Here is a 24,047-nt window from a genome sequence, read left to right as displayed (position 1 = left end):
AGTAACAATAAAAACACAACAAGGTGGCATAATGACGTACTTTCAAGGCTATTTTTTGGCATTTCTTCACTAGATCAGCGCTTTTCTTTCTCTTGATGAAGAAACAAGCTTGAACTTTGGAACTTTCAGCCTCATATTACGTCATAGATATTGTTATAAACCTAAAGGAGTAATACTCATGCGTTACACAGAAGCCCTTTCGACACATACGTCACAAGCGGCAAACAAAACGCTTCGTAATACCTACGGACTGTTGTCGCTAACCCTATTGTTCAGCGCCTTCACTGCAGGCTTGAGCATGACTATGAACCTACCTCATCCAGGGCTGATCATCACCCTAGTGGGATTTTACGGTTTGTTGTTTCTAACTCACAAATTTAAAAACAGCTCAGCAGGCATTTTATGTGTTTTTGCTTTGACTGGTTTTATGGGCTTAACACTAGGTCCTATATTGAGCACCTACTTAAATATGGCCAATGGTGCGAGCATGATCATGAGCGCATTGGGTATGACTGGACTATCTTTCCTAGGCCTTTCGGCTTACGCCTTGGTCTCTAAGAAAGATTTCAGTTTCCTTAACGGCTTCCTTACAGTAGGTTTCTTTGTCTTATTGTTTGCGGTTATTGCAGGATTCTTCGTACAAATGCCAGCCTTGCAAATCTTCATCTCTGCGGGTTTTGCCTTGTTCTCTGGTGCTGTTATCTTGCTTCAAACAAGCCAAATCGTTCGTGGCGGTGAAACAAACTACATCGTAGCGGCTGTGACCTTGTATGTATCTATTTACAACATGTTCCTAAGCATATTGTCTCTACTTGGTATGGCAAACGACGATTAAGTTTCCCAGCCATCGTGAAAGGCCGCTGACCGCGGCCTTTTTTATGTGTAAACTTTAGCGAATCGTTTCTCTATTCTTAGTCAGGTTTTTCTAATGCAATACGCCCTGCTTATCACAGGTTCTCCTTATCAAACCAAAGCATGCCATACCGCACTGCGCTTTATAAAAGCCGCTTTGGCCAAATACCCTAATTGCATTAAAGGTGTGTTTTTTTATGAGGATGCCGTCTTGCTTGGCAATCAACTTAGCCAGCCACCAAGAGATGAAATAAGCCTTCTAAAAGCTTGGCAAGACATAGCGACACAACATGATGTCCCTTTGTATTTATGCATTGCCGCAGCGGTAAGACGTGGAATTATTAATGAGAGTGAAAGTCAGCGCTATGAGTTAACACAACACTCTTTGGCGGAACATTTCCAATTAGAAGGATTGGGAACCTTAGTTGATCTCATGAACACCACAGACAAAATCATTCAGTTTAGGTAGCCATATGAAACACACTTTAATTCACCTAAACAGCAGTCCATATTCCAACCTTTCCTGTAAAGAAGGGCTAGATCTGGCTCTCGTATTAGCAACGTTCGAACAACCTGTCGATCTTTGCATCTCTGGCGGCGCCTTAGCCATTCTGGCAACGAACCAAAACCCTAGTGCAGAACAGGGCAAGAACCTTCATAAACTACTAGAAGGTCTGGAATTTTACGACATTGAAAATATTTTCGTAGAAAAGAGCGATCAAATAGCTGGTTCAGATATTTGGCAAGGCATTCAAGCCCTTGAAAGTCAGGATTGGCATTCATTGTTTTCAAACTATCAACAAGTCTTTCGATTTTAACTTTCGGTTTTCATTATGCAGCTTCATCAGATAAACCAATTATCCTATTCAGCAGATCTGGAAATGACTTGGCAAAACAGCCTCAAGGAAGGCGACCAAGTTCTCTTGATTGAAGAAGGTATCTTACGGACAACTCAAACGTTAGAAGCATTACAGCAGCTGTCCCAAGCAAAGCAAGTTGAGGTGTTCTATTTACAAAGCGATGCAACAGCCTATGGTTTATCTCCCAAAATAGGCAAAGCACTATCTGACGAAGAATGGATCGACCTGACATTCTCTGCAACATCAAACATAACTTGGTAATGGCAATCACAATGGAAACAAACACACCGCCTTTAGACGAAGAAGGTTATTTACTCAACCTAGAAGACTGGACGCCAGAACTGGCGAATCATTTGGCGCAAGAACTTGAGTTAGAATTAACAGAAGCCCATTGGGAAATCATTTATTTACTAAGGGATTTCTATCAAGACTTTGAAGTGTCTCCCGCCATGCGCCCACTGGTAAAAGCCGTGACCAAAAAGCTCGGAGCAGAAAAAGGCAAAAGCATTTATTTAATGACTCTGTTTCCAGGCAGCCCACCCAAATTAGCCGCAAAAATTGCCGGTTTACCAAAGCCTGCTAACTGCTTATAAAAAAACGGAGCTTACTGACAACATCAATAAGCTCCGTTTTTATGAATGCTCTAAAAGTCTAAAGTGATCTAGTACTTTCCGTACCATTCCAGTTTTTCTTGCAAAGCCACCACTTCGCCAATAATCAGCAAAGCAGGTGATTTGGCTTCATTTTTCGTCGCAACATCATAAACTTGATCAATGGTTGAAGTAAAAACCCGTTGTTCTTTAGTCGTGCCTTTTTCAACAACCGCTACTGGCATCGAAGGCTTCATACCAAATTTAATCAAAGACGCACTAATGTCTTTTAGGGCCGTCAACCCCATATAAATCACTAAGGTTTGCGCCGGATGAATCAACTCTTCCCAAGGCAAATCTGTTGTGCCGTCTTTTAAATGACCTGTTAGAAAACGAACCGACTGAGCATAGTCTCGATGGGTCAAAGGAATGCCTGCATAAGCCGCACAACCTGCTGCAGCGGTAACTCCTGGCACAACCTCAAAAGGTACTGCTTCTTGAATAAGTTCTTCTAGTTCTTCTCCACCACGACCGAAAATAAATGGATCACCGCCTTTCAGACGAACCACCATATTACCTTCTTTCGCTTTCTTCGTTAGAAGGGTATTTATGTCTTCCTGAGGTAAGCTATGAAGTGATTTTTCCTTGCCAACATACATTTTCTCAGCAGTTTCAGGAATCAGCTCAATAATTTCTTTACCAACCAAACGATCATATAGAACCACATCCGCTGCTTTTAATAAGCGATGTGCTTTTAACGTTAACAACTCTGGATCACCAGGACCCGCACCAATCAAATAGACCTTGCCCGTCATAATTTTTTTACTGCCCACTACTGTCTATAGAGAATAAAAAAGCCTCTGTAGGAGGCTTTTTTATTCGAAAGCGTGACTTACGCTTTTTTCAATAAGGTTTTACCACCCATATAAGGTACTAGAGCGCCGGGAACACGAACACTACCGTCTTCGTTTTGATAGTTTTCCAACACAGCAACCAAAGTACGCCCAACGGCTAAACCAGATCCATTCAAGGTGTGTGCCAATTCAGGCTTACCTGTTTCTGGGTTTCTCCAACGAGCTTGCATACGACGAGCTTGGAAGTCCCACATATTAGAACAAGAAGAGATCTCACGATATTTTCCTTGGCCTGGCAACCACACTTCAATGTCATAGGTTTTATGAGCAGAGAAACCTAAGTCACCGCCACATAGAATCACCGTACGATAAGGAAGCTCTAATCTTTGCAGGATAGCTTCAGCATGCCCAACAAGCTCTTCAAGCACTTCTTCAGAGCGATCTGGACGACAAACATGCACCAACTCCACTTTCTCAAACTGGTGTTGGCGAATCATACCGCGAGTATCACGACCATAACTGCCCGCTTCACTACGGAAACATGGCGTATGAGCCACAAACTTTTTATGTAAGTCTGCATCATTTAGGATTTCGTCACGCACCAAATTGGTAACAGGCACTTCTGCAGTCGGAATCAAATACAAATCATTGTTGCCACTTTCTTTATCGACAGGCACTTTGAAAAGATCCGCTTCGAATTTCGGCAACTGCCCCGTTCCTTTAAGAGAGTGAGAGTTCACCAAATAAGGTACATAAACCTCAGAATAGCCATGTTCATCAGCATGCGTGTTGATCATAAACTGAGTCAAAGCACGATGAAGGCGAGCAAGATCAGAACGCATCACAGCAAAGCGTGACCCCGTTACTTTTACCGCCGCTTCAAAGTCCAACATATCCAAAGCTTCACCAAGATCCACATGATCTTTTGGCTCAAAATCAAATGCTTTAGGTTCGCCCCAACGACGGATTTCAACATTGTCGTCTTCTGTTTTGCCCTCTGGCACAGATTCATGAGGTAAGTTCGGAATACCTTCTAACAAGGTTTCCATTGCCAACTGCACATCGTTTAATTGGTCTTTAGCGGCATTTAGGTCATCGCCTAATGTCGCAGTTTGTTCTTTCAATTCAGCCGCTTTGTCTTTATCACCAGACTTCATGGCTTGACCAATTTCTTTGGATACCGAATTACGGGTTTGTTGCAGATGTTCTGTTTCTACTTGAATGGCCTTACGACGCTCTTCCAAGGAAGAAAAAGTCGCCACATCCAACTCATAGCCTTTCTTTTTAAGTTGAGCCGCAATGGCTTCTGGGTCAGCGCGCAATGCTTTAATGTCTAACATCTCTGCAACAATATCCTTTAAACAATGTAATAAAAAATGTGATCAATACTGATCATGAATGGGGTTAGAAAAATCGAGCCGCCGCCATACCAATCGCGAGGCCAACAACACCCAAAATGCAGCTCAATAATAAATAGCTTATGGCACTTAGCCAAGCCTGCATGTTAATAAGCGAGACAATTTCCAAAGAAAAGGTAGAAAAAGTGGTAAATGCACCTAAAAAGCCCACCATGACCAAAGGACGATAAGGCTCAAGTGACGGCATCCTCTCACTTACCACTACAAATGCAACGCCCATTAACACACAACCCAACACATTAATGAACAGGGTTGCGAATGGAAAGTGATGCTGCCAATAGCTATTAATCCACCTTGTCACGCCATATCGGCTTAAGGCTCCAAAAGCACCACCTATTGCAATCATAAGATACATCATAAATCTTGCTCTCTTACATTCCCACGGTAGCGCTGTAGAGCGCTTTCTTCATCAAGCTTCGATAGCCAATCCAACTTATCCGCGATTTTTTTCTCTAAACCACGATCTGTCGGTTGATAATAACGCATTTCGGCTAATTCTTCTGGCATATAATTTTCGCCAGCGGCGTAAGCGTATTCCTCGTTATGAGCATAACGGTATTCATCACCGTGCCCCATACTTTTGGCTAAAGACGTCGGAGCATTCCGTAAATGCACAGGCACTTCATAGCTTGGTTGCGCAGCAACATCGGACATGGCCTGATTAAACGCCTTATAAACCGCATTACTTTTGGGTGCACAAGCCATATAAACAGCCGCTTGAGCAATCGCACGATTGCCTTCACCTGGGCCAACACGCTCAAAAACATCCCAAGCGTTTAAACCGACTTGCAAGGCTCTTGGGTCTGCATTGCCAATATCTTCAGAAGCAATCGCCAACAGACGTCGCGCGATATACAAAGGGTCGCAACCACCATCTAGCATTCGTGCCATCCAATATAAAGCACCATCTGGAGACGAACCTCGCACCGATTTATGAAAGGCTGAAATTTGGTCGTAAAAAACATCCCCTTTTCGGTCAAAACGACGGACACTGCCACCAAGAACATCTTCAAGTTGCTCTTGCGTCACTTCTGTTCCAGGTTCAACCAAGTCAGACAATATTTCTAAAAAGTTCAAGCCGCGACGAATGTCGCCATCGGCTGCCTGCGCCAATACAGAGAGGAAATAGTCCGAAACGTGAAAACCATACTCAGCCATGCCTTTCTCGTGACTTTGCAAAGCTCTCACCAGAACAGATTTAACCTCTTCGACTGTAGGCGATTTTAATCGGTAAACACGGGCTCTCGACAGCAAAGCGGAATTCAATTCAAAGGCAGGATTTTCAGTCGTGGCACCAATAAACAAGAAGGTGCCATCTTCAATAAAAGGTAAAAATGCATCTTGTTGAGATTTATTAAATCGATGAACCTCATCAACGAACAACACCGTTTGCGTACCTTTCACCATGCGTAATTGTTTCGCCTGATCCACAGCGGCGCGAATTTCTTTCACACCAGACATGACGGCTGAGATTTCGATAAATTGCGCATCCAGCGCATGAGACAACAACTGAGCAAAAGTTGTTTTACCTACGCCCGGTGGCCCCCAAAGAATAAAAGAATGGCAATTACCTGTCTCAACCATCCGTCGTAATGGCTTTCCCGGGCCAACTAGGTGCGACTGCCCAATATAGTCATCTAGACTAGAAGGCCGCATTCTTGCCGCTAAAGGCTGATAAGCACCTGTTGGTATATCCGAGAAAAGATCTTTCATTACTGACCTTCTACAATCACATCCACATGATCTGGAAGATCTAACACGAAGTTTTCTTTCGCGACGCCTTCATGCTGCTCGACGTTTTGGAACTCCATCACAGTAGTTTGCCCAAGCGCATCCACGATACTCATGGAGGTAATCACTTCATTTCTAAAAGATAAAGTAAGAGTTTGGAATAAATCCTGCTCTTTCTTAGGCTCTAAACGAAATTTTTCAGGCCCCATTGTCGTCACACTGTAGTTAGGTAAAACCTCTGCAGCTGGCTGGCCAAGCAAGGCAGCGGGAGAGTTACCAATAGAGCTAGCAAGAGGCTTAATGGTCGCCTGCTCCAAATCCACATCCCAAACGGTAATGCTTGTACCATCCGATACAATTCGCTGTGCAAAAGGTGAAATGCTGTCCCAAACAAATTGATTTGGCTTAGCTAACAAGAAAACGCCTTTACTCACCTGAAGCTCGTGACCTTTTTCATCGTACGTTACCTGACGAAATTGCCCTTCAATGTCACGATTTCCTTCTAGCAAATGCTCGATTCTACTTTCAACACTGTCTTCGGCTTGCACTGCAACCGCCTGAAAGCCCAAAAAAATGCTAAATACACATACAGCAACTAATTTATTAATCAAACTGCTTCTCCAAACACTTCCAGTAAAACAGGAAGATAAAATAATTATTCTGGAATCAAAATGTCTCGCTGACCGTTGGTGCCCATTGGCCCAACTAAGCCGGCAGCTTCCATTGCTTCCACCAAATTAGCCGCTCTGTTGTACCCTATCTTAAGACGGCGTTGAATAGAGGAAATAGAAGCTTTACGTGTTTCAATGACAATTTTCACGGCTTCGTCATAAAGTGCATCCTTGTCTTCACTGTCACCACCAGACATTAAGTCTTCTGGGTTCACCACAACGTCTTCAATGTACTCTGGCTCACCTCTTTGTTTCCACTCTTCCACAACCGCATGCACTTCTTCATCAGAAACAAAAGCACCATGGACACGAATCGGCGTTGGCAGACCCGCTGGAAGGTATAACATATCACCCATTCCCAAGAGTTGATCGGCGCCACCTTGATCCAAGATGGTACGAGAGTCGATTTTTGATGACACCTGAAACGCCATACGCGTCGGAATATTGGCTTTAATCAAGCCAGTAATAACGTCCACAGAAGGTCGCTGTGTCGCCAAGATCAAATGAATACCAGCGGCACGGGCTTTTTGGGCAATACGTGCAATCAGCTCTTCCACTTTTTTGCCGACTATCATCATCATGTCTGCGAACTCGTCGACGACAATCACAATGTAAGGAAGAGGTTCTAAATGCGGCACGGTACGCGCCACACCGTCTTCAGAGAACATCGCCATTTCAGGCTGCCATAAAGGGTCTTCAATTGGCTTACCCGCTTCAATGGCATCACGCACTTTTTTGTTGTAGCCCGCGATATTACGCACACCTAATTTCGACATGAGCTTATAGCGTCGTTCCATTTCGTCTACTGACCAACGTAACCCATTCGCCGCATCCTTCATATCAGTAATAACTGGCGTCAACAGATGTGGAATACCTTCATAAATAGAAAGCTCAAGCATCTTAGGGTCAACCATGATCATACGCACTTCGTCTGGTGTCGATTTCAGCAACATACTGAGAATCATGGCATTCACACCAACCGACTTACCAGAACCTGTTGTGCCTGCAACCAAGACATGAGGCATTTTCGCTAAGTCGACAACAACTGGCTCACCAGAAATATCATGTCCTAAAGACAAAGTTAACGATGAAGATGAATGATCATATCCGTCGCAGTTAATGACTTCAGAAAAGTACACTGTGTCGCGAACTTGGTTTGGAATTTCTATACCGATGGTGGATTTTCCAGCGATGACCTCAACAACACGAACACTCATGACACTTAAAGAACGCGCAAGGTCTTTCGCCAAATTGGTAATACGAGACACTTTAACGCCTGGCGCTGGCTGTATCTCAAAGCGTGTAATGACTGGGCCTGGGTTCACCTCTACCACTTCTGCCTTGACGCCGAAGTCTTGCAGGCGTTGTTCAAGAAGTTCAGACAAGGCCAACAACTCATCTTCAGTGTAGCCACCCTGTTTCGGTTTCGGCTTAGTTAATACTTCCCGGCTTGGTAACGAATAGGCTTTTTGATCTGATTTACTCTCAACATCGTTGGAAGAAGGCCCGCCAAGTGAATCTAACTGTTTAGCTTCAGACAAAGTGCGGAAAGCCGGTTTATGCGCTGCAGGAGTCGAAGGCACAGGTTCAGCCTCTTCACCGAACAAAGCCGCATCCGCTTGCTCTTTTGTAATAGTCGCTGATTTCGACTCTGTCGCTTTTGGCTTTATTGCATCTGATGTCGTATCTGGCGTTGCGTCTGAAGAGCCAGCATTAGAATCAGACCATGACTCTTCAATATACAGAGTGTCGCCAAAGTTGATATCCGGCTCGTCAAACGACAAGCTGTCTAAACCATCAAAGTCTGGCTCTTCATGAACAGCTGAGCTTTCATCTGTCGTTTCATTTTTCGGTTTTGAAGACTTAGCTTTTGAAAACAAAGAAGAGAGACGAAATTTAGATGCTTTAGTTTCTTCTTGTTCAGTCGTTAACGACTCAGGCAACTCTTGCTCTGTGGACGTGTCCAGCAAAATATCTTCACTGACTTGTTCATTATTGATCGTTTTTTCTTTTCGTCTTTTTCGCAGAATAGCCGGCTCTTCTACTTCATCGGAATCCAAAGATATATCACTAGAATCAGACTTCTTACTGGCTTTCACTTCTTGGCGATTCTGATGCTTATCACGAAGAAACAATCCAAACCTAAAAAGAGTTTCCCCTAAACGATCCATTAAACTCAGCCAATGCAGCTGAGACAATAAGGTAAACGCCAAAATCACTAAAGCTAAGCTAACCAGCGTTGCACCATCATAGCCAATAAAGCCATATAATAATTTACCTAAACCTAAGCCTAAAACACCACCCGCACCATACTGTAGAGTCGAATCACCGACTGTGTGCAAAAAGCACAGTACAGAGCCAAAGGATAAATATAAAATACTACCTAATGTACAGAGCAAGGCATTATTAATGGGGAGAAGGGAATGAGGATTGCGCCATAAAATAATAGCGACCCAAAAAAATAAAGGCGGTAAAGAGTAAAATAAAGATCCAAAAAAGCCAGACATTAAATCGGCAATCGTTGCGCCAATTGGCCCCATGGAGTTTTGGATTACTTGGCCGTTACCAGAATAAAACCAGCCAGCATCGTTTGGGTTATAGGTGTAAGTTGCCAACCCGAAAAAAAATAAACACAAGAGCGCTGCAATAAACGCCGCTTGTTTAGCAAACATATTCCATATTGGTGAGTGTGTAGACTCACTCGCTTTTTCTGACAAAACACGCCTTCCTATTTTATGCTAACCAAAACAAATACATACTCTAAAAAAACAGAGTGACAATTTCGTCAAGCTTACCATAAAAAAAGCCAACCCAAAGGGCTGGCTTTCGCTTTTACACTAAGTAAACGTTTCTAATAATAGAAAGGTCTTAGAAAGAAGCACTTGCACCAATTACAGTGTAATCAGCTTCAGCTGCATCATCTTCGAAGGTTACCATAGATGCGAAGTAAGTAATGTCACCAGCAGTATAGTACGCAGCAACTTCAAATACACCTGCATCTTCGTAATCAGTATCTACTTCAGATTCACCAGTTAAAGTGTAGTACTGAGCCGCGAAAGATACAGCATCAGTAACAGGAAGGTCTAAACCTACACCGTAGTTCATCACGTCAGCTTCTGCTGCAGAACCTGTGATAACAAAACCAGATACAGTAGCTGGACCAACAGGAGCGCTAACACCTAGAGTTACAGCAACGTTGTCACCATCATGGAAAGCACCAGAAACGCCAAGGTCAACGCCACCAGCATTAGTCAAGTAAGAGAAAGCCAAAGAACCTTCATCACTACCTTCAACCGCTTCAACAGCAACTGTCAATTCATCGCTTACAGAGTAACGAATAGCAAGGTCGTTGTCTGTTGGGTATTTAGCGTCGTCGTTATCTTCCCAAACACCAGCACTAAAAGCGGCTGCATCGATCAAAGAACCATCGAAGTCACCAAACTGAACTGCGCCTTGAGTTACATAAATCTCATCCAGATCAAAACCATCTGGACCAGATTCCATATCTAAGTCAAAATAAACAAGACCAGTATCACCAATGATGTTTACTTCGCCTTCAGAACCGACTTCATCACTACCTGATTCGTAAGAGTAGTAGTTCAAACCAGCAGAACCAGAGAATACAGGTTCAGCAGCCATAGTAGTTGTAGAAACAGCAGCTGCAACAGCAGATACCGCGAAGATAGAAGCAAGTTTAATCGCTTTCATTCAAGATTCCCCTTTATATTATATTATGTGGTCTTGTAGACCGATTTGATAAGTTTCTAACGATACAAGAAACGCTGTTAAATCAACGACTCATGCATCTTAAAACCAATCAGTTTCACTTTTGTGACAAAAGTCAAAAAAAGCTAGCTATTCTGTAGTTCCTAACAAAACAACCCTAGAGTTGCTTTACATTACAGTTTAGGACTGCATCGATTAAAACCAAGTTTCAAGGTACTGGTCAAGCGTTCCTTGCGCTTTTTTTCTTTTTTTTTTCATTTTGCGCTCTCTTTTGATCGAAAAACACTCAATAAAAGCAAAAAAGCGTCATTCACTTGATTTATTCCTACACAATCACAAGAATTCATCCAGACAATGTGTCAATTCATTGCAAGCTCAATACTTTTTCTTGCTTAATTGATGTATCGGGATATAAAACAATATCTTTAGTTTTTTTGTATAATTTCCCCACAATTTTATTTCACCTAAAAAACACGTTATTGAATCTAGACTAGCTTTAAGGCCCCATTTCAATGCAAGTACCTTCAGAAGACAATGAACCAGAGCTAATCTTGCTGACTGAATCACCTTATGACACACCACTCCCACATAAGGCATTACAAGATCCAGAGGGGTTATCCGCTATAGGTGGTGATTTATCGCCAACTCGCTTAATACACCTTTACAGTAAAGGCTTTTTTCCTTGGTTCAGCGACCCAGATCCTATTTTGTGGTGGCACCCTGAGCAAAGGTGTGTACTTCCCCCTAAACAATTCCATTTTTCGAAATCCTTAAAAAAGGCAATTAGGAAAGGCAACTGGCAATTTTCTGTTAATAAAGCGTTTGAAACCGTGATTGGACACTGCTCTTCATTACGGGCAGATAAGGAAGGAACTTGGATATCAGAAGACATAAAAACCGCTTATTCTGAGCTTCACCGCCTTGGTTATGCGCATTCTATTGAAATATGGCAGGACGATATATTAGTGGGCGGCTTTTACGGTGTCGCAATGGGAAGAATGTTTTTTGGTGAATCCATGTTCTCACTTGCACCAAATGCATCAAAAATTGCTTTAAAAACCTTCTGTGAGCTAGCTCAAAAATCTGGCATTGAATTAATAGATTGCCAAGTTGAATCCGAACATTTGCTCTCGCTGGGCGCCGAATTAATGCCAAGAGAGAATTTTGTCACCATTTTGCAGCAACTTATTTCAAACACTCATACCAATTCAGAGCTTATAAAGCTTGGCCAAAAAACAGAAAAATGGGCGATTTAGCCCGAAAAGAGACAAGAAAACCCAACAACTAAGTTTGCCTTACGATGCTTTTTTAGGCAAAATATGCTCGATCAAAATTCAGACGTCGCTAAATTAGACTTTATGATTAGTAAATTTAGCGCTCAATTGGAAAAGGAAAACATGAATTTCTTTTCCTGTAGACCTTCGAGTAATCCATGGTCGGCGTCTACTAAATATACAAGTTAACACCATAGGACACATATTGTGGCAAAAGAAGAAGGCTTAGAAATGGAAGGCACTATCATTGATACGTTGCCTAACACCATGTTCCGTGTCGAACTAGAAAACGGACACGTTGTAATTGCTCATATCTCTGGAAAAATGCGTAAAAACTACATCCGTATTTTGACTGGCGATAAAGTAAAAGTTGAGTTAACACCTTACGACCTTACAAAAGGCCGTATCGTTTACCGAGCTCGTTAATTTAGTCATTGCGCCAAACCAGCAGCAAACATCTAAATTAGAAATATAAAAAAACCGGACATTTCATCTTACTGAATTGTCCGGTTTTTTTTATGCTCTCAATTTTCAAGTCCTCCCCCTTATCAAGGGGGAGGTCTTGAGAGGCTCAATGAACAACAGCTTCTTTGATCACATCAAATTTAAGCTCATCACTTTTCTCATCCAGCGACACTTTGACGTGACCGCCATCATGTAAATCGCCGAATAAAATTTGATCTGCCAATGGTTTCTTCAAATGCTCTTGAATCACCCGAGCCATTGGACGAGCGCCCATCTGACGATCATAACCCTTATTAGCCAACCAACCCCTTGCGGTGTCAGATACTTCCAGCATAACGCCTTTAGGGTCTAACTGAACCTGCAACTCAACCAAGAACTTATCCACCACACTGAAGATAATACGTTCATCAAGTTGTTGGAATTGAATCACAGCATCCAGGCGGTTTCTAAACTCTGGTGTAAAGGTACGATTAATCACCTCCATACCATCAGTTGAATTATCCTGATTAGAGAAACCAATCGAGCGACGCGCTAACTCCTCTGCACCGGCGTTGGACGTCATAACCAAGATCACATTACGGAAATCCGCCTTGCGACCATTGTTATCCGTCAAGGTACCGTGATCCATAACCTGCAGTAATAAATTGAAAACCTCTGGGTGAGCTTTCTCAATCTCATCCAGCAGAACCACACTGTGAGGATTCTTAGTCACAGCTTCAGTTAGCAAGCCACCTTGATCAAAGCCAACATAACCTGGTGGCGCACCAATCAAGCGGGAGACCGCATGGCGCTCCATGTATTCAGACATGTCGAAGCGAATCAATTCCAAGCCTAATTGCTTAGCAAGCTGCTTGGTCACTTCTGTTTTACCAACCCCTGTTGGGCCTGCCATCAAGAAAGAGCCAATTGGCTTTTGCTCTGCTTTTAAACCTGCACGAGACAATTTGATCGCCGACGACAAGGAGTCAATGGCATTGTCTTGACCAAACACCACCATTTTCAGGTTACGCTCTAGATTAGAAAGCACTTTTTTATCATCTGAGTTAACCGCTCGAACTGGCACTCTGGCGATCTTAGAAACGATATCTTCAATCTCTTGAACCGTAATCACAGACTTACGCGTTTCCTCTGGCTGTAGGCGCTGATAAGCACCTGCCTCATCAACCACATCAATTGCTTTGTCTGGCATATGACGGTCTGTCACGTAACGCTGAGCAAGCTCTGCTGCCGCTAGCAAAGCCGGCTCTTCGTATTTGATTTGATGGTGCTCTTCAAACGCGCCAATGATGCCTTTTAGAATATGATAAGTATCATCAACACTTGGCTCATTCACATCAATTTTCTGGAAGCGACGAGCCAAGGCGTGATCTTTTTCAAATACACCTCGAAACTCTTGGAAAGTCGTCGAGCCAATGCAGCGCAAGCCGCCGGAGCTCAAGACTGGCTTCAATAAGTTAGAAGCATCCATTACGCCACCGGATGCCGCGCCAGCACCAATAATGGTATGAATTTCATCAATAAACAAAATGGCATTGGGCATTTTTTTCAATTCACCCAATAACTGTTTCAGGCGTTTTTCAAAGTCACCACGATACTTTGTACCGGCCAATAAAGCACCAAGATCCAAGGAGTAAACCACGCCATCGGCGATCACATTCGGCACTTGCCCATCAACGATGCGCTTAGCCAAACCTTCAGCGATGGCAGTTTTACCTACGCCAGATTCACCCACCAACAACGGGTTGTTCTTACGACGACGAGAAAGTGTTTGTATTACTCGTTCTACTTCGTATTCACGACCAATCAATTTGTCGATTTTTCCAGCTTTCGCCTCTTCATTAAGGTTAGTTGCAAACTTCTGCAAAGGCGCTGTGTTTGTATCTTCTGCGTCTTCATCTTGCTCCGCTTCTTGGGAAGCATCGCCTGTTTTAGAAATGCCGTGAGCAACGTAATTCACTACATCGATACGTGCCACGCCATGACGTTTTAGCAAGTAAACCGTTTGACTTTCCTGCTCACTAAAAATCGCCACCAGCACATTGGCGCCCGTCACTTCTCGTTTACCAGACGACTGCACATGAAAAACAGCACGCTGTAAAACACGTTGAAAACCAAGCGTTGGCTGCACTTCACGTTCTTCGTCGTCTTCAGGAATTAAAGGTGTTGTACTGTTTACAAATTCCTCCAACTCTTTGCTTAGAACATCTAAGCTGACACCGCATGCTTTCAGGACGCTTGAGGCAGCGTCGTTATTGATCAGAGCTAATAATAAATGCTCTACCGTCATGAATTCATGGCGCTTGTCACGCGCCGCTTTAAAAGCTGTGTTTAGGGTTTGCTCTAGTTCTTTATCTAACATTGCTATTCCCTCACTCTGAATCAGTCGACTTTTTCCAAGTCACACATTAAAGGGTGCTCATTTTGTTCCACGAACTGCTGTACCATTGCCACTTTTGTCTCTGCAATATCAAAAGGATAAACGCCACAAACGCCTTTTCCTTTTTGATGCACTTCTAACATTACCTGATTAGCCTTCTCTCCATCCATAGAAAAAAAACGTTGTAGAACAAATACGACAAAATCCATTGGCGTATAATCATCGTTAAACAATACCACCTGATACATGGAAGGTGGTTTTAATTCTGTTTCCTCTGGAGCAATCGCAATATTCGTGTTGCCACGTTGCTCGTCATCTTCTGATATTAGTCTAATTTGTTGATTTACAATCATCCCATGCCTCTGAGGCTAAAATTCTTCACGTAACGCGTCAAATTTGACTCATTACTGCTCATACGTCGTATTTTGTATTACAGATTACCACTTAGATTTTACAAATTCCAAAAGGGCTTCTACCTTCATTATTGGGACTATCATATGTTCAATCAATCTTTATGAGTGAAATTCTCACATTGATAGCTCAAATTAACAGAAATTAAACGCTTTACAGCGATTAGAGTGGATAAGGAGTGACTCAATGCATCAAGGTTCAGTGAAGTGGTTTAACAATGCTAAAGGCTATGGCTTTATCGTATCGGAAGATTTTGATGAAGATTTATTTATTCATTATTCAGCGATCAATGTGGAAGGCTATAAAACCTTAAAAGCAGGCCAAACAGTTACCTTTAGTGTTGAACCTGGAGAACGAGGCTTACACGCCATAGAAATCAATCCGGTGATCAGCCAAGCAGAGGAGCCTTCAACACAAAGCAACCAACCTGCATAAAAATACCACTGTAAGCAAATAGCCACATCGCTATCCAAACTCGAATTTGTTACCTTACCCTTCCAACACGAAGGGTAAGGTGTCTTAGTTTGGTATTTTGATATCAGCAACACTTACCTAAACGAAAACACTTGATCATAGCTTGTACGCATGCCTTCCAATCTAATTTTGCTTAATAAACCTTTTAAAGTCCTCAGCCAGTTTTCACAAGAAGGCGATAAAGAAACACTGGCATCTTATGTGAAAGCGCCTGATTTCTATCCTGCTGGGCGTTTGGATTATGACTCTGAAGGTTTATTATTGTTAACCAATCAAGGCGTGCTCCAACACCTCATTGCTTCTCCAACCTTTAAAATGCCCAAAACTTACTGGGTGCAAGTGGAAGGAAATATATCCGATGAGGCACTTGAGCAATTAAAGCAAGGTGTCGAACTGAAAGACGGCTTAACCAAACCCGCTCAAGCAGAACCTATATTAGAGCCTAATATCTGGCCGAGAACGCCACCTGTCAGACACAGAGAAAACATCCCGACAAGCTGGATTTCATTGCAAATCCATGAGGGAAAAAATCGTCAAGTACGTCGCATGACAGCCGCCGTCGGCTTTCCCACTTTACGTTTAATACGTTATGCCATTGGGCCTTACACATTGGATGATGTTGCCGTTGGTGAATGGCAATACATAGAACCAACCGCACAACTTACTCAGCAGGTAATGGAATTTGAACAACAAAGAAAGAGAAAGACTGCCTCACCTCACCGTCGCCGCACTGGTCAAAAAAGACATTCAAAATCAGCCAACCAAGTATCTAATGGTGAAAGAGTGGCAAGACGGCCAACTGGTTCTCAACCAGCCCGCCGGTCACATAGAAAATAACGAAAGCGCCATAGAAGCCGTTGTTCGAGAAACTCGAGAAGAATCAGGATGGCGCGTAGAACCCACTGGTTTATTGGGCATGTACTCTTTCACACCATTCGAAGGCGCAGACACTTATCATCGTTTGTGTTTCTTATGTGAAGCCCTAGAAGAAGCAAGCCAAGAGCTAGATCCAGACATAGAATCCAGTCATTGGCTAACCTATGAGGAAATCATGGCTCTGCCTCATCGCAGTCCATTGATCAAAGCCTGCATTGAAGATTCGCTTCGCAACCCCATAATACCTTTGTCGTTTTTGTCTGATCAGTTTCTCCACCCTGTTTCACCGTAGAGAAAATGCTACAATGGCAAGCAAAATTTTACCTGAGGCGTCAGCCTCTTCGTAACCATTTAAATATGAGCCTTTTTTAAAAGTGCTTTTACCACCGTTTTACAATGAGAATGATCAGGTCATGAAAGAAAACCCTATTGCGAACAACGCAAACAGCACAAAAAAAGTTATCGTCGGCATGTCTGGCGGTGTGGATTCGTCCGTTTCAGCACTTATTTTGATGCAGCAGGGTTATCAGGTCGAAGGCTTATTCATGAAGAATTGGGACGAAGACGACGGTACGGAATATTGCACAGCCAAAGAAGACCTTGCCGATGCTCAAGCGGTATCCGACAAGCTTGGCATCAAACTTCATACTGCAAACTTTGCCGCCGAATATTGGGACAATGTATTTGAGCACTTTTTAGAAGAATACAAAGCCGGCCGAACACCGAATCCAGACATCCTTTGCAATAAAGAAATCAAATTCAAAGCCTTCCTTGAATACGCCTTAGCACTTGGAGCAGATTACATTGCCACAGGGCATTATGTGCGTCGTGGTGAGCAAGATGGCGAGCCGCTTTTATTAAAAGGCTTAGATGGCAACAAAGACCAAAGTTACTTTTTATACGCAGTTGGTAAGGACGAAATAGCCAAAACACTCTTCCCAGTTGGCGAGCTTGAAAAGCCAGAAGTACGCCGTTTAGCGGAAGAGTTTGGACTTGTCACACACAACAAAAAAGACAGTACAGGCATTTGTTTCATTGGCGAACGCCGATTTAAAGATTTCTTAGAACAATATTTGCCCGCTCAACCAGGTAATATTGAAACCCTTGAAGGTGATGTGATTGCTCGCCACCATGGTTTGATGTATCACACAATTGGTCAACGTCAGGGGTTAGGCATTGGCGGTTTAGCAAACTATTCCGACGACCCTTGGTATGTGGTAGAAAAAGACCTTAAACGCAATGTGCTGATTGTGACTCAAGGCGGCCAACACGAATCTCTCTATAAGACCCACCTTATTGCTGAGAATTTTGATTGGGTGGCACGCCAAACACCAAGTTTGCCTATGACTTGCACAGCAAAATGCCGCTACCGCCAGCCTGATCAAGAATGTACTGTGTATCTTAATGAAAAAGGCCAAATTGAAGTGTCTTTTGTTGAGCCACAAAGGGCCATTACACCAGGGCAATCCATTGTTTTTTACCAAGATGAATTGTGTCTAGGTGGCGGCATCATCAACATCGCCTTTAATAAATAGAGAACCTATCACGTGAGTAGCAAAGAAAAAGAACAAACTATTGCACTATCTGCTGTATTTCAAGCAGCAGAATTGGTAGCGGTTTTAGCCAAGACAGGAAAAGTCGATAATGCGGCCTTACAGCCTATGATCGAGAGCATCTTACTCGTCAACGCCCCCTCTACTGAAGATATTTATGGTGGACAGTGGGATTGTCAGAGTAATTTATCACTTGGTCGTAACGTCACGAGAAAAGCATTAAGCAAAGATCGCAGTAGTGTAAACCCTGATACATTGCGATACGCTCTCAGCTTAGTCCACCTTGAAAGCAAACTCGCTAAAACACCACAAATGCTGTCCACTATTGGCCAACAGATTTCTCAGATAGAGCAAAAGAAAGCCCATTACGACAGCCTACTTCACGAAAACATCATTGCTGCTATTTCAGGCATGTATCAAGAAACTCTAAGTACTTTGCCTTTCCGCATTCAGGTACAAGGCGATAGCCGCTTTTTACAACAGCCACATATCGCTAACCAAGTTCGCACTATTTTAATGTCTGGTATTCGCGCCGCTATGTTATGGCGTCAGCTAGGCGGTAAACGCTGGCATTTGATTTTTAAAAGAAAGGCACTATTAAAAGCACTAGAATCTCGCAGCTAATCACGTATTTTAGCTAGGCTTGATAGAACAAATTCATAGGATAACTGAAATCAATTTTGAGTATATCTTAGAGCCAATATCTCTACCTTGTTTTTTTAGGTAGTATGTTGAGCAAATTTTTAACCTGTGCAAGATATTATGCACAACCAGTTAAAACCTAGGGAATGGCGGCTAAAAGTCATCTTCGATTCAATGGGCAACACTGCCTGAAATGTTAGGGGAATTACATGTCGAAACAAACCATCTATTACACGTTGACCGATGAAGCACCAGCATTGGCAACTTCATCTTTGCTTCCTATCTTTGGCGCTTTTGCAAAAGAAGCTGATATCGAACTACAACTGACAGATATCTCTTTAGCAAGCCGTATTCTTGCAGGCTTCTCTGACCTTCTTCCTGCGGATAAGCAAGTAGAAGATGGCCTTCAATTCTTAGGTGACTTAACCGCTTCTCCTGAAGCAAATATCGTAAAACTACCTAACATCAGTGCTTCTTTGCCTCAGCTTAATGCTGCAATCAAAGAACTAAACGCACAAGGTTACGGACTTCCTGAGTACCCAGAAAATCCAACAACTGACGAAGAAAAAGACATCCAAGCGCGTTATGCAAAAGTACTTGGTAGTGCGGTAAACCCAGTTCTACGTCAAGGTAACTCTGACCGTCGCGCACCAGCTGCTGTAAAAGGCTTTGCTCGCAAAAACCCACATTCAATGGGTAAATGGAAAAAGACTTCTATTTCTCATGTCGACCACATGCGTGATGGCGACTTCTACTCTTCTGAGCAATCTGTGACTATGGATTCTGCTCAAACGGTTAACATCGAATTCGTCAAAAAAGACGGTTCTGTTGAATTGAAAAAATCGCTTCCTCTTCTTGAAGGCGAAATCTTAGACAGCATGAACATCAGCTGTACAAAACTACGTGAATTCTTTGAAGCGTCTATGCAAGAAGCGAAAGAAGACAACATCATGTGGTCTGTGCATTTGAAAGCAACCATGATGAAGGTGTCTCACCCAATCGTATTCGGTCATGCTGTAACGGTTTTCTACAAAGACGTATTTGAAAAATACGGAGAATTGTTTAAAGAAATCGGCGTTAACCCAAACAATGGTTTAGGCAGCGTATACGACAAGATCCAAACGCTTCCTGAAGCAAAACAAGAAGAAATTAAACAAGCGATTCAAGACGTTTACAACACGCGTCCAGAATTGGCCATGGTTGATTCCGATAAAGGCATTACTAACTTGCACGTACCAAGTGACGTGATCGTTGACGCTTCTATGCCTGCGATGATCCGTAACTCTGGTAAAATGTGGGGCCGTGACGGCAAAGCACATGATGCGAAAGCGGTTATTCCAGATCGCACTTACGCTCGTATCTACCAAGAAACGATCAACTTCTGTAAAACTAACGGCGAATTCGACCCAACAACAATGGGTACAGTTCCAAACGTTGGTTTAATGGCACAAAAAGCACAAGAATACGGCTCTCACGACAAAACATTTGAAATCGCTGAAGCTGGCACAATGCGCGTTGTAGACGCTCAAGGTAATGTTCTTATGCAGCACGCTGTAGAAAAAGGCGATATCTGGCGCGCATGTCAAACAAAAGACGCTCCAATCCGTGACTGGGTAAAACTTGGCGTTACTCGTGCTCGTCAATCTGACACACCAGCTGTGTTTTGGTTAGAAGAAGAACGTTCTCACGATAACGAACTTCGTAAGAAAGTAGAGCTTTACCTAAAAGACCACGACACAACAGGCCTAGACATTCGCATCATGCCTTACAACGAAGCGATCCGTTTCTCTATGGAACGCATCATTCGTGGCGAAGACACGATTTCAGTAACAGGTAACATCCTACGTGATTACCTAACTGACTTGTTCCCAATCTTGGAACTTGGTACGTCTGCGAAAATGTTGTCTATCGTTCCAATGCTAAACGGCGGCGGCATGTATGAAACTGGCGCGGGTGGTTCTGCTCCTAAGCACGTTCAACAGCTAATGGAAGAAAACTACCTACGTTGGGATTCACTTGGTGAATTCTTGGCTGTGGCGGTTTCTTTTGAAGAGCTTGGCATCAAGAACAACAACGAGAAAGCAAAAGTTCTTGCGAAATGCCTAGATAAAGCAACAGGCAAATTGCTAGACACTAACAAGTCTCCTTCTCGTAAAGTTGGCGGTATCGACAACCGTGGTAGCCACTTCTACCTAGCAATGTACTGGGCTCAAGAGCTAGCAGCACAAACTGAAAACGCTGACCTTGCTGCGAAATTCGCACCATTGGCAAAAGAGCTAACAGCGAAAGAAGACACAATCGTTGCTGAACTGGCTGCAGTACAAGGTAAACCAGCAGGTCTATCTGGTTACTACCATGTTGACCTAGATGCGGTTGAAAAAGTCATGCGCCCAAGCGCTACATTCAACCAAGCTTTGGCTACACTGTAAGCCTAAACCTTCTCTCGATTTAGAGAGGTTTAAGTAACACTAAGCCCAGATGTCGTTTAGATATTTCTATTTAAACGAAATCTGGGCTTTTTTTATGCCTATACCATCGCCTACTCCCTGTATTACCTCGCCTCTTTTGCCTATAATAGCGGCTCCCTGAAAACCATGTTCGAGGCGTTATCTCAATGGAATTAACTAGCTTAAATGCAATTTCCCCTATCGACGGTCGTTACGGATCGAAAACAAACGTATTACGTCGCTCAGTAAGCGAGTACGGTTTGCTACGTATGCGAGTCATAGTTGAAGTTCGCTGGCTACAGGCTCTTGCCAGTCACCCACAAATTGTTGAAGTTCCTGCTCTTAGTGCTCAAGCCAGCACTTTCTTAGACCAATTAGCAGACAACTTCAGTGAAGCCGATGCTCAAGCGATTAAAGACATTGAGAAAACCACCAATCACGATGTGAAAGCGGTTGAGTATTTCATTAAAAACAAAATGGCAGACAACGCAGAATTGGCTGCAATTTCTGAATTTGTTCACTTTGCTTGTACATCGGAAGACATTAATAACTTGTCTCACGCTTTGATGCTTCGTGAAGCTTTGGAAGAAGGCATTACTCCAGAGTTAAACAACATCATTACAGCCATTCAAGACCTAGCTATTGAACATGCTGAGCAACCTATGCTGTCTCGTACTCATGGTCAAACAGCCTCTCCATCTACCATGGGTAAAGAAATGGCGAACGTTGCTGCACGTCTTAGCCGTCAGCTTAAGCAAATCCAAAACGTTGAATTTTTAGGCAAAATCAACGGCGCGGTGGGTAACTACAACGCTCACCTTTCAGCTTACCCAGATGTGGATTGGCAAGCACACGCAGAAAATTTTGTGACCTCTTTGGGCTTAACGTGGAACCCTTACACGACTCAAATCGAGCCACACGATTACATCGCAGAATTGTTCGACGCTATCTGTCGTTTCAATACGATTTTGATCGATTTCGATCGTGATGTTTGGGGCTACATTTCTATGGGCTTCTTCAAACAAAAAACCATTGCAGGCGAAATCGGCTCTTCTACCATGCCGCATAAAGTCAACCCAATTGACTTCGAAAACTCTGAAGGTAACTTGGGCATTGCGAATGCAATTATGGGACACTTAAGCGCGAAATTACCAATTTCTCGCTGGCAGCGTGACCTAACAGATTCAACTGTATTGCGTAACCTAGGTGTTGGCTTAGCTCACAGCTTAATTGCTTACCAATCCACGCTAAAAGGCATCAGCAAGCTTGAAATCAATGCGCCTCGCCTAGATGCAGACTTAGATGCGGCATGGGAAGTTTTGGCTGAGCCAATTCAAACTGTGATGCGTCGTTACGGCATTGAGTCTCCTTATGAAAAACTAAAAGAGCTAACTCGTGGCCGTGTCATTGACCAAGCTACAATTGAAGCTTTTGTTGAAACATTAGACATGCCAGAAGCCGCGAAAGCGGAACTAAAAACCTTAACACCAGGCACATACATTGGTAATGCCGTTGCGCAAGCGAAAGCCATTCGCAACTAAGCTTTACTTTTTATAGCCTTAAAAAAGAGCCGATTTATCGGCTCTTTTTTGTCTTACACTTCCAACTGACTCTTTATATTTTTACGAGAAACCTATGATAGACCTAGATACGCCGTTAACCATTCTTGGCGGAATGACAGCACAAACATTCTTGAATGAATATTGGCAAAAGAAGCCTCTTCTCATTCGTGCTGGTCTGTCAGACTTTGAAGTGCCACTAGAAGCAGACGAACTCGCCGGCATGGCGATGGAAGAAGAAGTCGAGTCACGCCTCGTGATTGAAAATGGAAAAACGCCATGGGAAACACAACAAGGGCCATTTGACGAAGACACCTTTGCTAACTTACCAGAAAAAGAATGGACACTTCTCGTTCAAGCGGTTGATCACTGGGTTCCTGAGATTCAGGCATTAAAAGAGCAATTCCAATTCCTCCCAAGCTGGCGCCTTGATGATGTCATGATCAGCTACGCAACCGAAGGTGGCAGCGTTGGCCCTCATTATGATCAATACGATGTTTTCTTAATTCAAGTTGCTGGTAAACGCCGCTGGCAAGTTCTGCCGCCTGAGGAATATCAAGACTCAGCCATTGCGGATATCTCTCTACACATTTTAGATAACTTCTCTGTAAACCCAGAAATGGATTGGGAGTTAGAAGCCTGTGATATTTTGTATTTACCGCCTAACTTCGCCCACAATGGTCGCGCTTTAGACGACGAATGTATGACCTATTCTGTCGGCTTCCGTGCACCAAGCATACAAGATGCGTTGACAGGGGTTCGCGACAAACTGTGCGAAAACATCAATGTCAAAAACCGCTTTGCGGCACCAGAAACAGGAAATCGCGATCACAGCGCTGAAATACATCAAGATGATATTTCCTATTTGCAAGCTGAATTGGCTAAGCTCATAAATCAGCCTGACGTATTAGCAAACTGGTTAGGCGAAACCATGAGCGAAAGCAAATACCCTGAATATTTAGCGCCGCTAAACTCAAGCGACTTAGATAAAGCGTTTCAAAATGCAATTCAAGGCCGAACCTTTATTCGCCCTGGTGACGCGCGTATTTGCTACTATCTCAATGACAAAGAAAATCATGTGACGGTTTTCTGCAACGGTGAAAGTATTAATCTGGACAGTGAATTAGCCCCATTTGTTCAAGCAATTACAGATCAGGTTGAATTTGATTTTTCTGGTTTAGACTTAAGCCAAAACGATGACTTAGAGCCTCTTGTACGATTTTTTATTCGCCAACAAGGCGTTATTGAACTCGTCGCGCCAGAATAA

The 24,047-nt window shown here is 43.1% G+C and carries 24 protein-coding genes; 15 read left to right on the top strand and 9 right to left on the bottom strand.

The window, feature by feature from the left end; translation table 11 throughout:
* The first annotated feature begins 178 nt into the window (after nucleotides 1–178).
* The 5 genes from ACMUMQ_RS14015 (at nucleotide 179) to ACMUMQ_RS13995 (ending at nucleotide 2,305) form a co-directional block, all read left to right on the top strand.
* Nucleotides 179–835: a Bax inhibitor-1/YccA family protein gene (locus ACMUMQ_RS14015; RefSeq protein ID WP_414682593.1), complete on the top strand. Its 657-nt coding sequence runs from the start codon at nucleotides 179–181 to the stop codon at nucleotides 833–835.
* Between the two features lie 93 nt (nucleotides 836–928).
* Nucleotides 929–1,321 carry a sulfurtransferase complex subunit TusD gene (tusD, locus tag ACMUMQ_RS14010; protein WP_414682592.1) on the top strand — a complete coding sequence of 131 codons (393 nt, stop codon included), beginning with the start codon at nucleotides 929–931 and terminating at the stop codon, nucleotides 1,319–1,321.
* Nucleotides 1,322–1,325: 4 nt separating this feature from the next.
* Nucleotides 1,326–1,670 carry a DsrE family protein gene (locus tag ACMUMQ_RS14005; protein WP_414682591.1) on the top strand — a complete coding sequence of 115 codons (345 nt, stop codon included), beginning with the start codon at nucleotides 1,326–1,328 and terminating at the stop codon, nucleotides 1,668–1,670.
* Nucleotides 1,671–1,685: 15 nt separating this feature from the next.
* A complete protein-coding gene (locus ACMUMQ_RS14000; RefSeq protein ID WP_317004780.1) occupies nucleotides 1,686–1,973 on the top strand; it encodes a DsrH/TusB family sulfur metabolism protein in 288 nt (95 codons plus the stop codon).
* An 11-nt stretch (nucleotides 1,974–1,984) separates the two neighbouring features.
* Nucleotides 1,985–2,305: a TusE/DsrC/DsvC family sulfur relay protein gene (locus ACMUMQ_RS13995; RefSeq protein WP_317004781.1), complete on the top strand. Its 321-nt coding sequence runs from the start codon at nucleotides 1,985–1,987 to the stop codon at nucleotides 2,303–2,305.
* Between the two features lie 68 nt (nucleotides 2,306–2,373).
* On the opposite strand, the gene cobA is transcribed toward ACMUMQ_RS13995, so the two are convergent.
* From cobA to ACMUMQ_RS13960, 7 genes are all read right to left on the bottom strand, one after another.
* Nucleotides 2,374–3,117: a uroporphyrinogen-III C-methyltransferase gene (gene cobA / locus ACMUMQ_RS13990; protein WP_414682590.1), complete on the bottom strand. Its 744-nt coding sequence runs from the start codon at nucleotides 3,115–3,117 to the stop codon at nucleotides 2,374–2,376.
* A 77-nt stretch (nucleotides 3,118–3,194) separates the two neighbouring features.
* Nucleotides 3,195–4,496 (bottom strand): serine--tRNA ligase, encoded by a 1,302-nt coding sequence (gene serS, locus ACMUMQ_RS13985; RefSeq protein WP_414682589.1) that lies wholly within the window; start codon nucleotides 4,494–4,496, stop codon nucleotides 3,195–3,197.
* Nucleotides 4,497–4,560: 64 nt separating this feature from the next.
* The gene (crcB, locus tag ACMUMQ_RS13980; protein WP_414682588.1) at nucleotides 4,561–4,932 is read right to left on the bottom strand and encodes a fluoride efflux transporter CrcB; all 372 of its coding nucleotides are present in this window, start codon (nucleotides 4,930–4,932) and stop codon (nucleotides 4,561–4,563) included.
* Complete coding sequence (locus tag ACMUMQ_RS13975; RefSeq protein ID WP_414682587.1) at nucleotides 4,929–6,287, bottom strand: replication-associated recombination protein A; 1,359 nt, start codon at nucleotides 6,285–6,287, stop codon at nucleotides 4,929–4,931. Before ACMUMQ_RS13975 ends, crcB begins: the two co-directional genes overlap by 4 nt.
* Nucleotides 6,287–6,916: an outer membrane lipoprotein periplasmic chaperone LolA gene (lolA, locus tag ACMUMQ_RS13970; protein WP_414682586.1), complete on the bottom strand. Its 630-nt coding sequence runs from the start codon at nucleotides 6,914–6,916 to the stop codon at nucleotides 6,287–6,289. Before lolA ends, ACMUMQ_RS13975 begins: the two co-directional genes overlap by 1 nt.
* Nucleotides 6,917–6,960: 44 nt before the next feature.
* A complete protein-coding gene (locus tag ACMUMQ_RS13965) occupies nucleotides 6,961–9,693 on the bottom strand; it encodes a DNA translocase FtsK (RefSeq protein WP_414682585.1) in 2,733 nt (910 codons plus the stop codon).
* Nucleotides 9,694–9,844: 151 nt separating this feature from the next.
* Nucleotides 9,845–10,684, bottom strand: a complete 840-nt coding sequence (locus ACMUMQ_RS13960; protein ID WP_414682584.1) for a hypothetical protein — start codon at nucleotides 10,682–10,684, stop codon at nucleotides 9,845–9,847.
* A gap of 530 nt (nucleotides 10,685–11,214) precedes the next feature.
* Here ACMUMQ_RS13960 and aat point away from each other — a divergent pair.
* Together aat and infA are read left to right on the top strand one after the other, a co-directional pair.
* On the top strand, nucleotides 11,215–11,958 hold the full coding sequence (gene aat, locus ACMUMQ_RS13955) for a leucyl/phenylalanyl-tRNA--protein transferase (RefSeq protein ID WP_414682583.1): 744 nt from the start codon (nucleotides 11,215–11,217) through the stop codon (nucleotides 11,956–11,958).
* 225 nt (nucleotides 11,959–12,183) lie between these two features.
* Entirely contained in the window at nucleotides 12,184–12,402 is a 219-nt protein-coding gene (gene infA, locus ACMUMQ_RS13950) for a translation initiation factor IF-1 (RefSeq protein WP_148831492.1), read from the top strand.
* A 145-nt stretch (nucleotides 12,403–12,547) separates the two neighbouring features.
* Here infA and clpA read toward each other — a convergent pair whose 3' ends face one another.
* Together clpA and clpS are read right to left on the bottom strand one after the other, a co-directional pair.
* Nucleotides 12,548–14,800 carry an ATP-dependent Clp protease ATP-binding subunit ClpA gene (gene clpA / locus ACMUMQ_RS13945; RefSeq protein ID WP_414682582.1) on the bottom strand — a complete coding sequence of 751 codons (2,253 nt, stop codon included), beginning with the start codon at nucleotides 14,798–14,800 and terminating at the stop codon, nucleotides 12,548–12,550.
* A 20-nt stretch (nucleotides 14,801–14,820) separates the two neighbouring features.
* Nucleotides 14,821–15,171, bottom strand: a complete 351-nt coding sequence (gene clpS / locus ACMUMQ_RS13940) for an ATP-dependent Clp protease adapter ClpS (protein WP_317004792.1) — start codon at nucleotides 15,169–15,171, stop codon at nucleotides 14,821–14,823.
* Between the two features lie 244 nt (nucleotides 15,172–15,415).
* On the opposite strand from clpS, the gene ACMUMQ_RS13935 reads away from it, so the two are divergent.
* From ACMUMQ_RS13935 to ACMUMQ_RS13900, 8 genes are all read left to right on the top strand, one after another.
* The gene (locus ACMUMQ_RS13935) at nucleotides 15,416–15,664 is read left to right on the top strand and encodes a cold shock domain-containing protein (protein WP_317004793.1); all 249 of its coding nucleotides are present in this window, start codon (nucleotides 15,416–15,418) and stop codon (nucleotides 15,662–15,664) included.
* A 150-nt stretch (nucleotides 15,665–15,814) separates the two neighbouring features.
* On the top strand, nucleotides 15,815–16,540 hold the full coding sequence (locus ACMUMQ_RS13930) for a pseudouridine synthase (RefSeq protein WP_414682581.1): 726 nt from the start codon (nucleotides 15,815–15,817) through the stop codon (nucleotides 16,538–16,540).
* A complete protein-coding gene (locus tag ACMUMQ_RS13925; protein WP_414682580.1) occupies nucleotides 16,476–16,871 on the top strand; it encodes an NUDIX domain-containing protein in 396 nt (131 codons plus the stop codon). The genes ACMUMQ_RS13930 and ACMUMQ_RS13925 overlap by 65 nt, the downstream gene beginning before the upstream one ends.
* A gap of 121 nt (nucleotides 16,872–16,992) precedes the next feature.
* The gene (gene mnmA, locus ACMUMQ_RS13920; protein WP_414682579.1) at nucleotides 16,993–18,114 is read left to right on the top strand and encodes a tRNA 2-thiouridine(34) synthase MnmA; all 1,122 of its coding nucleotides are present in this window, start codon (nucleotides 16,993–16,995) and stop codon (nucleotides 18,112–18,114) included.
* Between the two features lie 12 nt (nucleotides 18,115–18,126).
* Nucleotides 18,127–18,756, top strand: coding sequence for a high frequency lysogenization protein HflD (hflD, locus tag ACMUMQ_RS13915; protein WP_414682578.1), 630 nt, complete (start codon nucleotides 18,127–18,129; stop codon nucleotides 18,754–18,756).
* A gap of 227 nt (nucleotides 18,757–18,983) precedes the next feature.
* A complete protein-coding gene (locus tag ACMUMQ_RS13910) occupies nucleotides 18,984–21,203 on the top strand; it encodes an NADP-dependent isocitrate dehydrogenase (protein WP_414682577.1) in 2,220 nt (739 codons plus the stop codon).
* Nucleotides 21,204–21,388: 185 nt separating this feature from the next.
* Nucleotides 21,389–22,762: an adenylosuccinate lyase gene (gene purB, locus ACMUMQ_RS13905; protein ID WP_414682576.1), complete on the top strand. Its 1,374-nt coding sequence runs from the start codon at nucleotides 21,389–21,391 to the stop codon at nucleotides 22,760–22,762.
* Between the two features lie 94 nt (nucleotides 22,763–22,856).
* The gene (locus tag ACMUMQ_RS13900) at nucleotides 22,857–24,047 is read left to right on the top strand and encodes a JmjC domain-containing protein (RefSeq protein WP_414682575.1); all 1,191 of its coding nucleotides are present in this window, start codon (nucleotides 22,857–22,859) and stop codon (nucleotides 24,045–24,047) included.

This window comes from Marinomonas algae (assembly GCF_047525555.1).
In the GTDB taxonomy this organism is placed as follows: Bacteria; Pseudomonadota; Gammaproteobacteria; order Pseudomonadales; family Marinomonadaceae; genus Marinomonas.
The sequence above is the reverse complement of the archived record's forward strand: the minus strand, read 5'-3'. Positions and strand labels throughout refer to the sequence as shown.

What these genes read in the sequence shown, in the direction of transcription:
- ACMUMQ_RS13935 (WP_317004793.1), top strand. Translation starts at nt 15,416, where the DNA reads ATGCATCAAGGTTCAGTGAAGTGGTTTAACAATGCTAAAGGCTATGGC.
- ACMUMQ_RS14015 (WP_414682593.1), top strand. Translation starts at nt 179, where the DNA reads ATGCGTTACACAGAAGCCCTTTCGACACATACGTCACAAGCGGCAAAC.
- ACMUMQ_RS14005 (WP_414682591.1), top strand. Translation starts at nt 1,326, where the DNA reads ATGAAACACACTTTAATTCACCTAAACAGCAGTCCATATTCCAACCTT.
- clpS (WP_317004792.1), bottom strand. Translation starts at nt 15,171, where the DNA reads ATGATTGTAAATCAACAAATTAGACTAATATCAGAAGATGACGAGCAA.
- ACMUMQ_RS13960 (WP_414682584.1), bottom strand. Translation starts at nt 10,684, where the DNA reads ATGAAAGCGATTAAACTTGCTTCTATCTTCGCGGTATCTGCTGTTGCA.
- aat (WP_414682583.1), top strand. Translation starts at nt 11,215, where the DNA reads ATGCAAGTACCTTCAGAAGACAATGAACCAGAGCTAATCTTGCTGACT.
- tusD (WP_414682592.1), top strand. Translation starts at nt 929, where the DNA reads ATGCAATACGCCCTGCTTATCACAGGTTCTCCTTATCAAACCAAAGCA.
- ACMUMQ_RS13975 (WP_414682587.1), bottom strand. Translation starts at nt 6,287, where the DNA reads ATGAAAGATCTTTTCTCGGATATACCAACAGGTGCTTATCAGCCTTTA.
- mnmA (WP_414682579.1), top strand. Translation starts at nt 16,993, where the DNA reads ATGAAAGAAAACCCTATTGCGAACAACGCAAACAGCACAAAAAAAGTT.
- cobA (WP_414682590.1), bottom strand. Translation starts at nt 3,117, where the DNA reads ATGACGGGCAAGGTCTATTTGATTGGTGCGGGTCCTGGTGATCCAGAG.
- serS (WP_414682589.1), bottom strand. Translation starts at nt 4,496, where the DNA reads ATGTTAGACATTAAAGCATTGCGCGCTGACCCAGAAGCCATTGCGGCT.
- purB (WP_414682576.1), top strand. Translation starts at nt 21,389, where the DNA reads ATGGAATTAACTAGCTTAAATGCAATTTCCCCTATCGACGGTCGTTAC.
- ACMUMQ_RS13995 (WP_317004781.1), top strand. Translation starts at nt 1,985, where the DNA reads ATGGAAACAAACACACCGCCTTTAGACGAAGAAGGTTATTTACTCAAC.
- crcB (WP_414682588.1), bottom strand. Translation starts at nt 4,932, where the DNA reads ATGATGTATCTTATGATTGCAATAGGTGGTGCTTTTGGAGCCTTAAGC.
- ACMUMQ_RS13900 (WP_414682575.1), top strand. Translation starts at nt 22,857, where the DNA reads ATGATAGACCTAGATACGCCGTTAACCATTCTTGGCGGAATGACAGCA.
- ACMUMQ_RS13925 (WP_414682580.1), top strand. Translation starts at nt 16,476, where the DNA reads ATGGTGAAAGAGTGGCAAGACGGCCAACTGGTTCTCAACCAGCCCGCC.
- ACMUMQ_RS13930 (WP_414682581.1), top strand. Translation starts at nt 15,815, where the DNA reads ATGCCTTCCAATCTAATTTTGCTTAATAAACCTTTTAAAGTCCTCAGC.
- ACMUMQ_RS13910 (WP_414682577.1), top strand. Translation starts at nt 18,984, where the DNA reads ATGTCGAAACAAACCATCTATTACACGTTGACCGATGAAGCACCAGCA.
- clpA (WP_414682582.1), bottom strand. Translation starts at nt 14,800, where the DNA reads ATGTTAGATAAAGAACTAGAGCAAACCCTAAACACAGCTTTTAAAGCG.
- ACMUMQ_RS14000 (WP_317004780.1), top strand. Translation starts at nt 1,686, where the DNA reads ATGCAGCTTCATCAGATAAACCAATTATCCTATTCAGCAGATCTGGAA.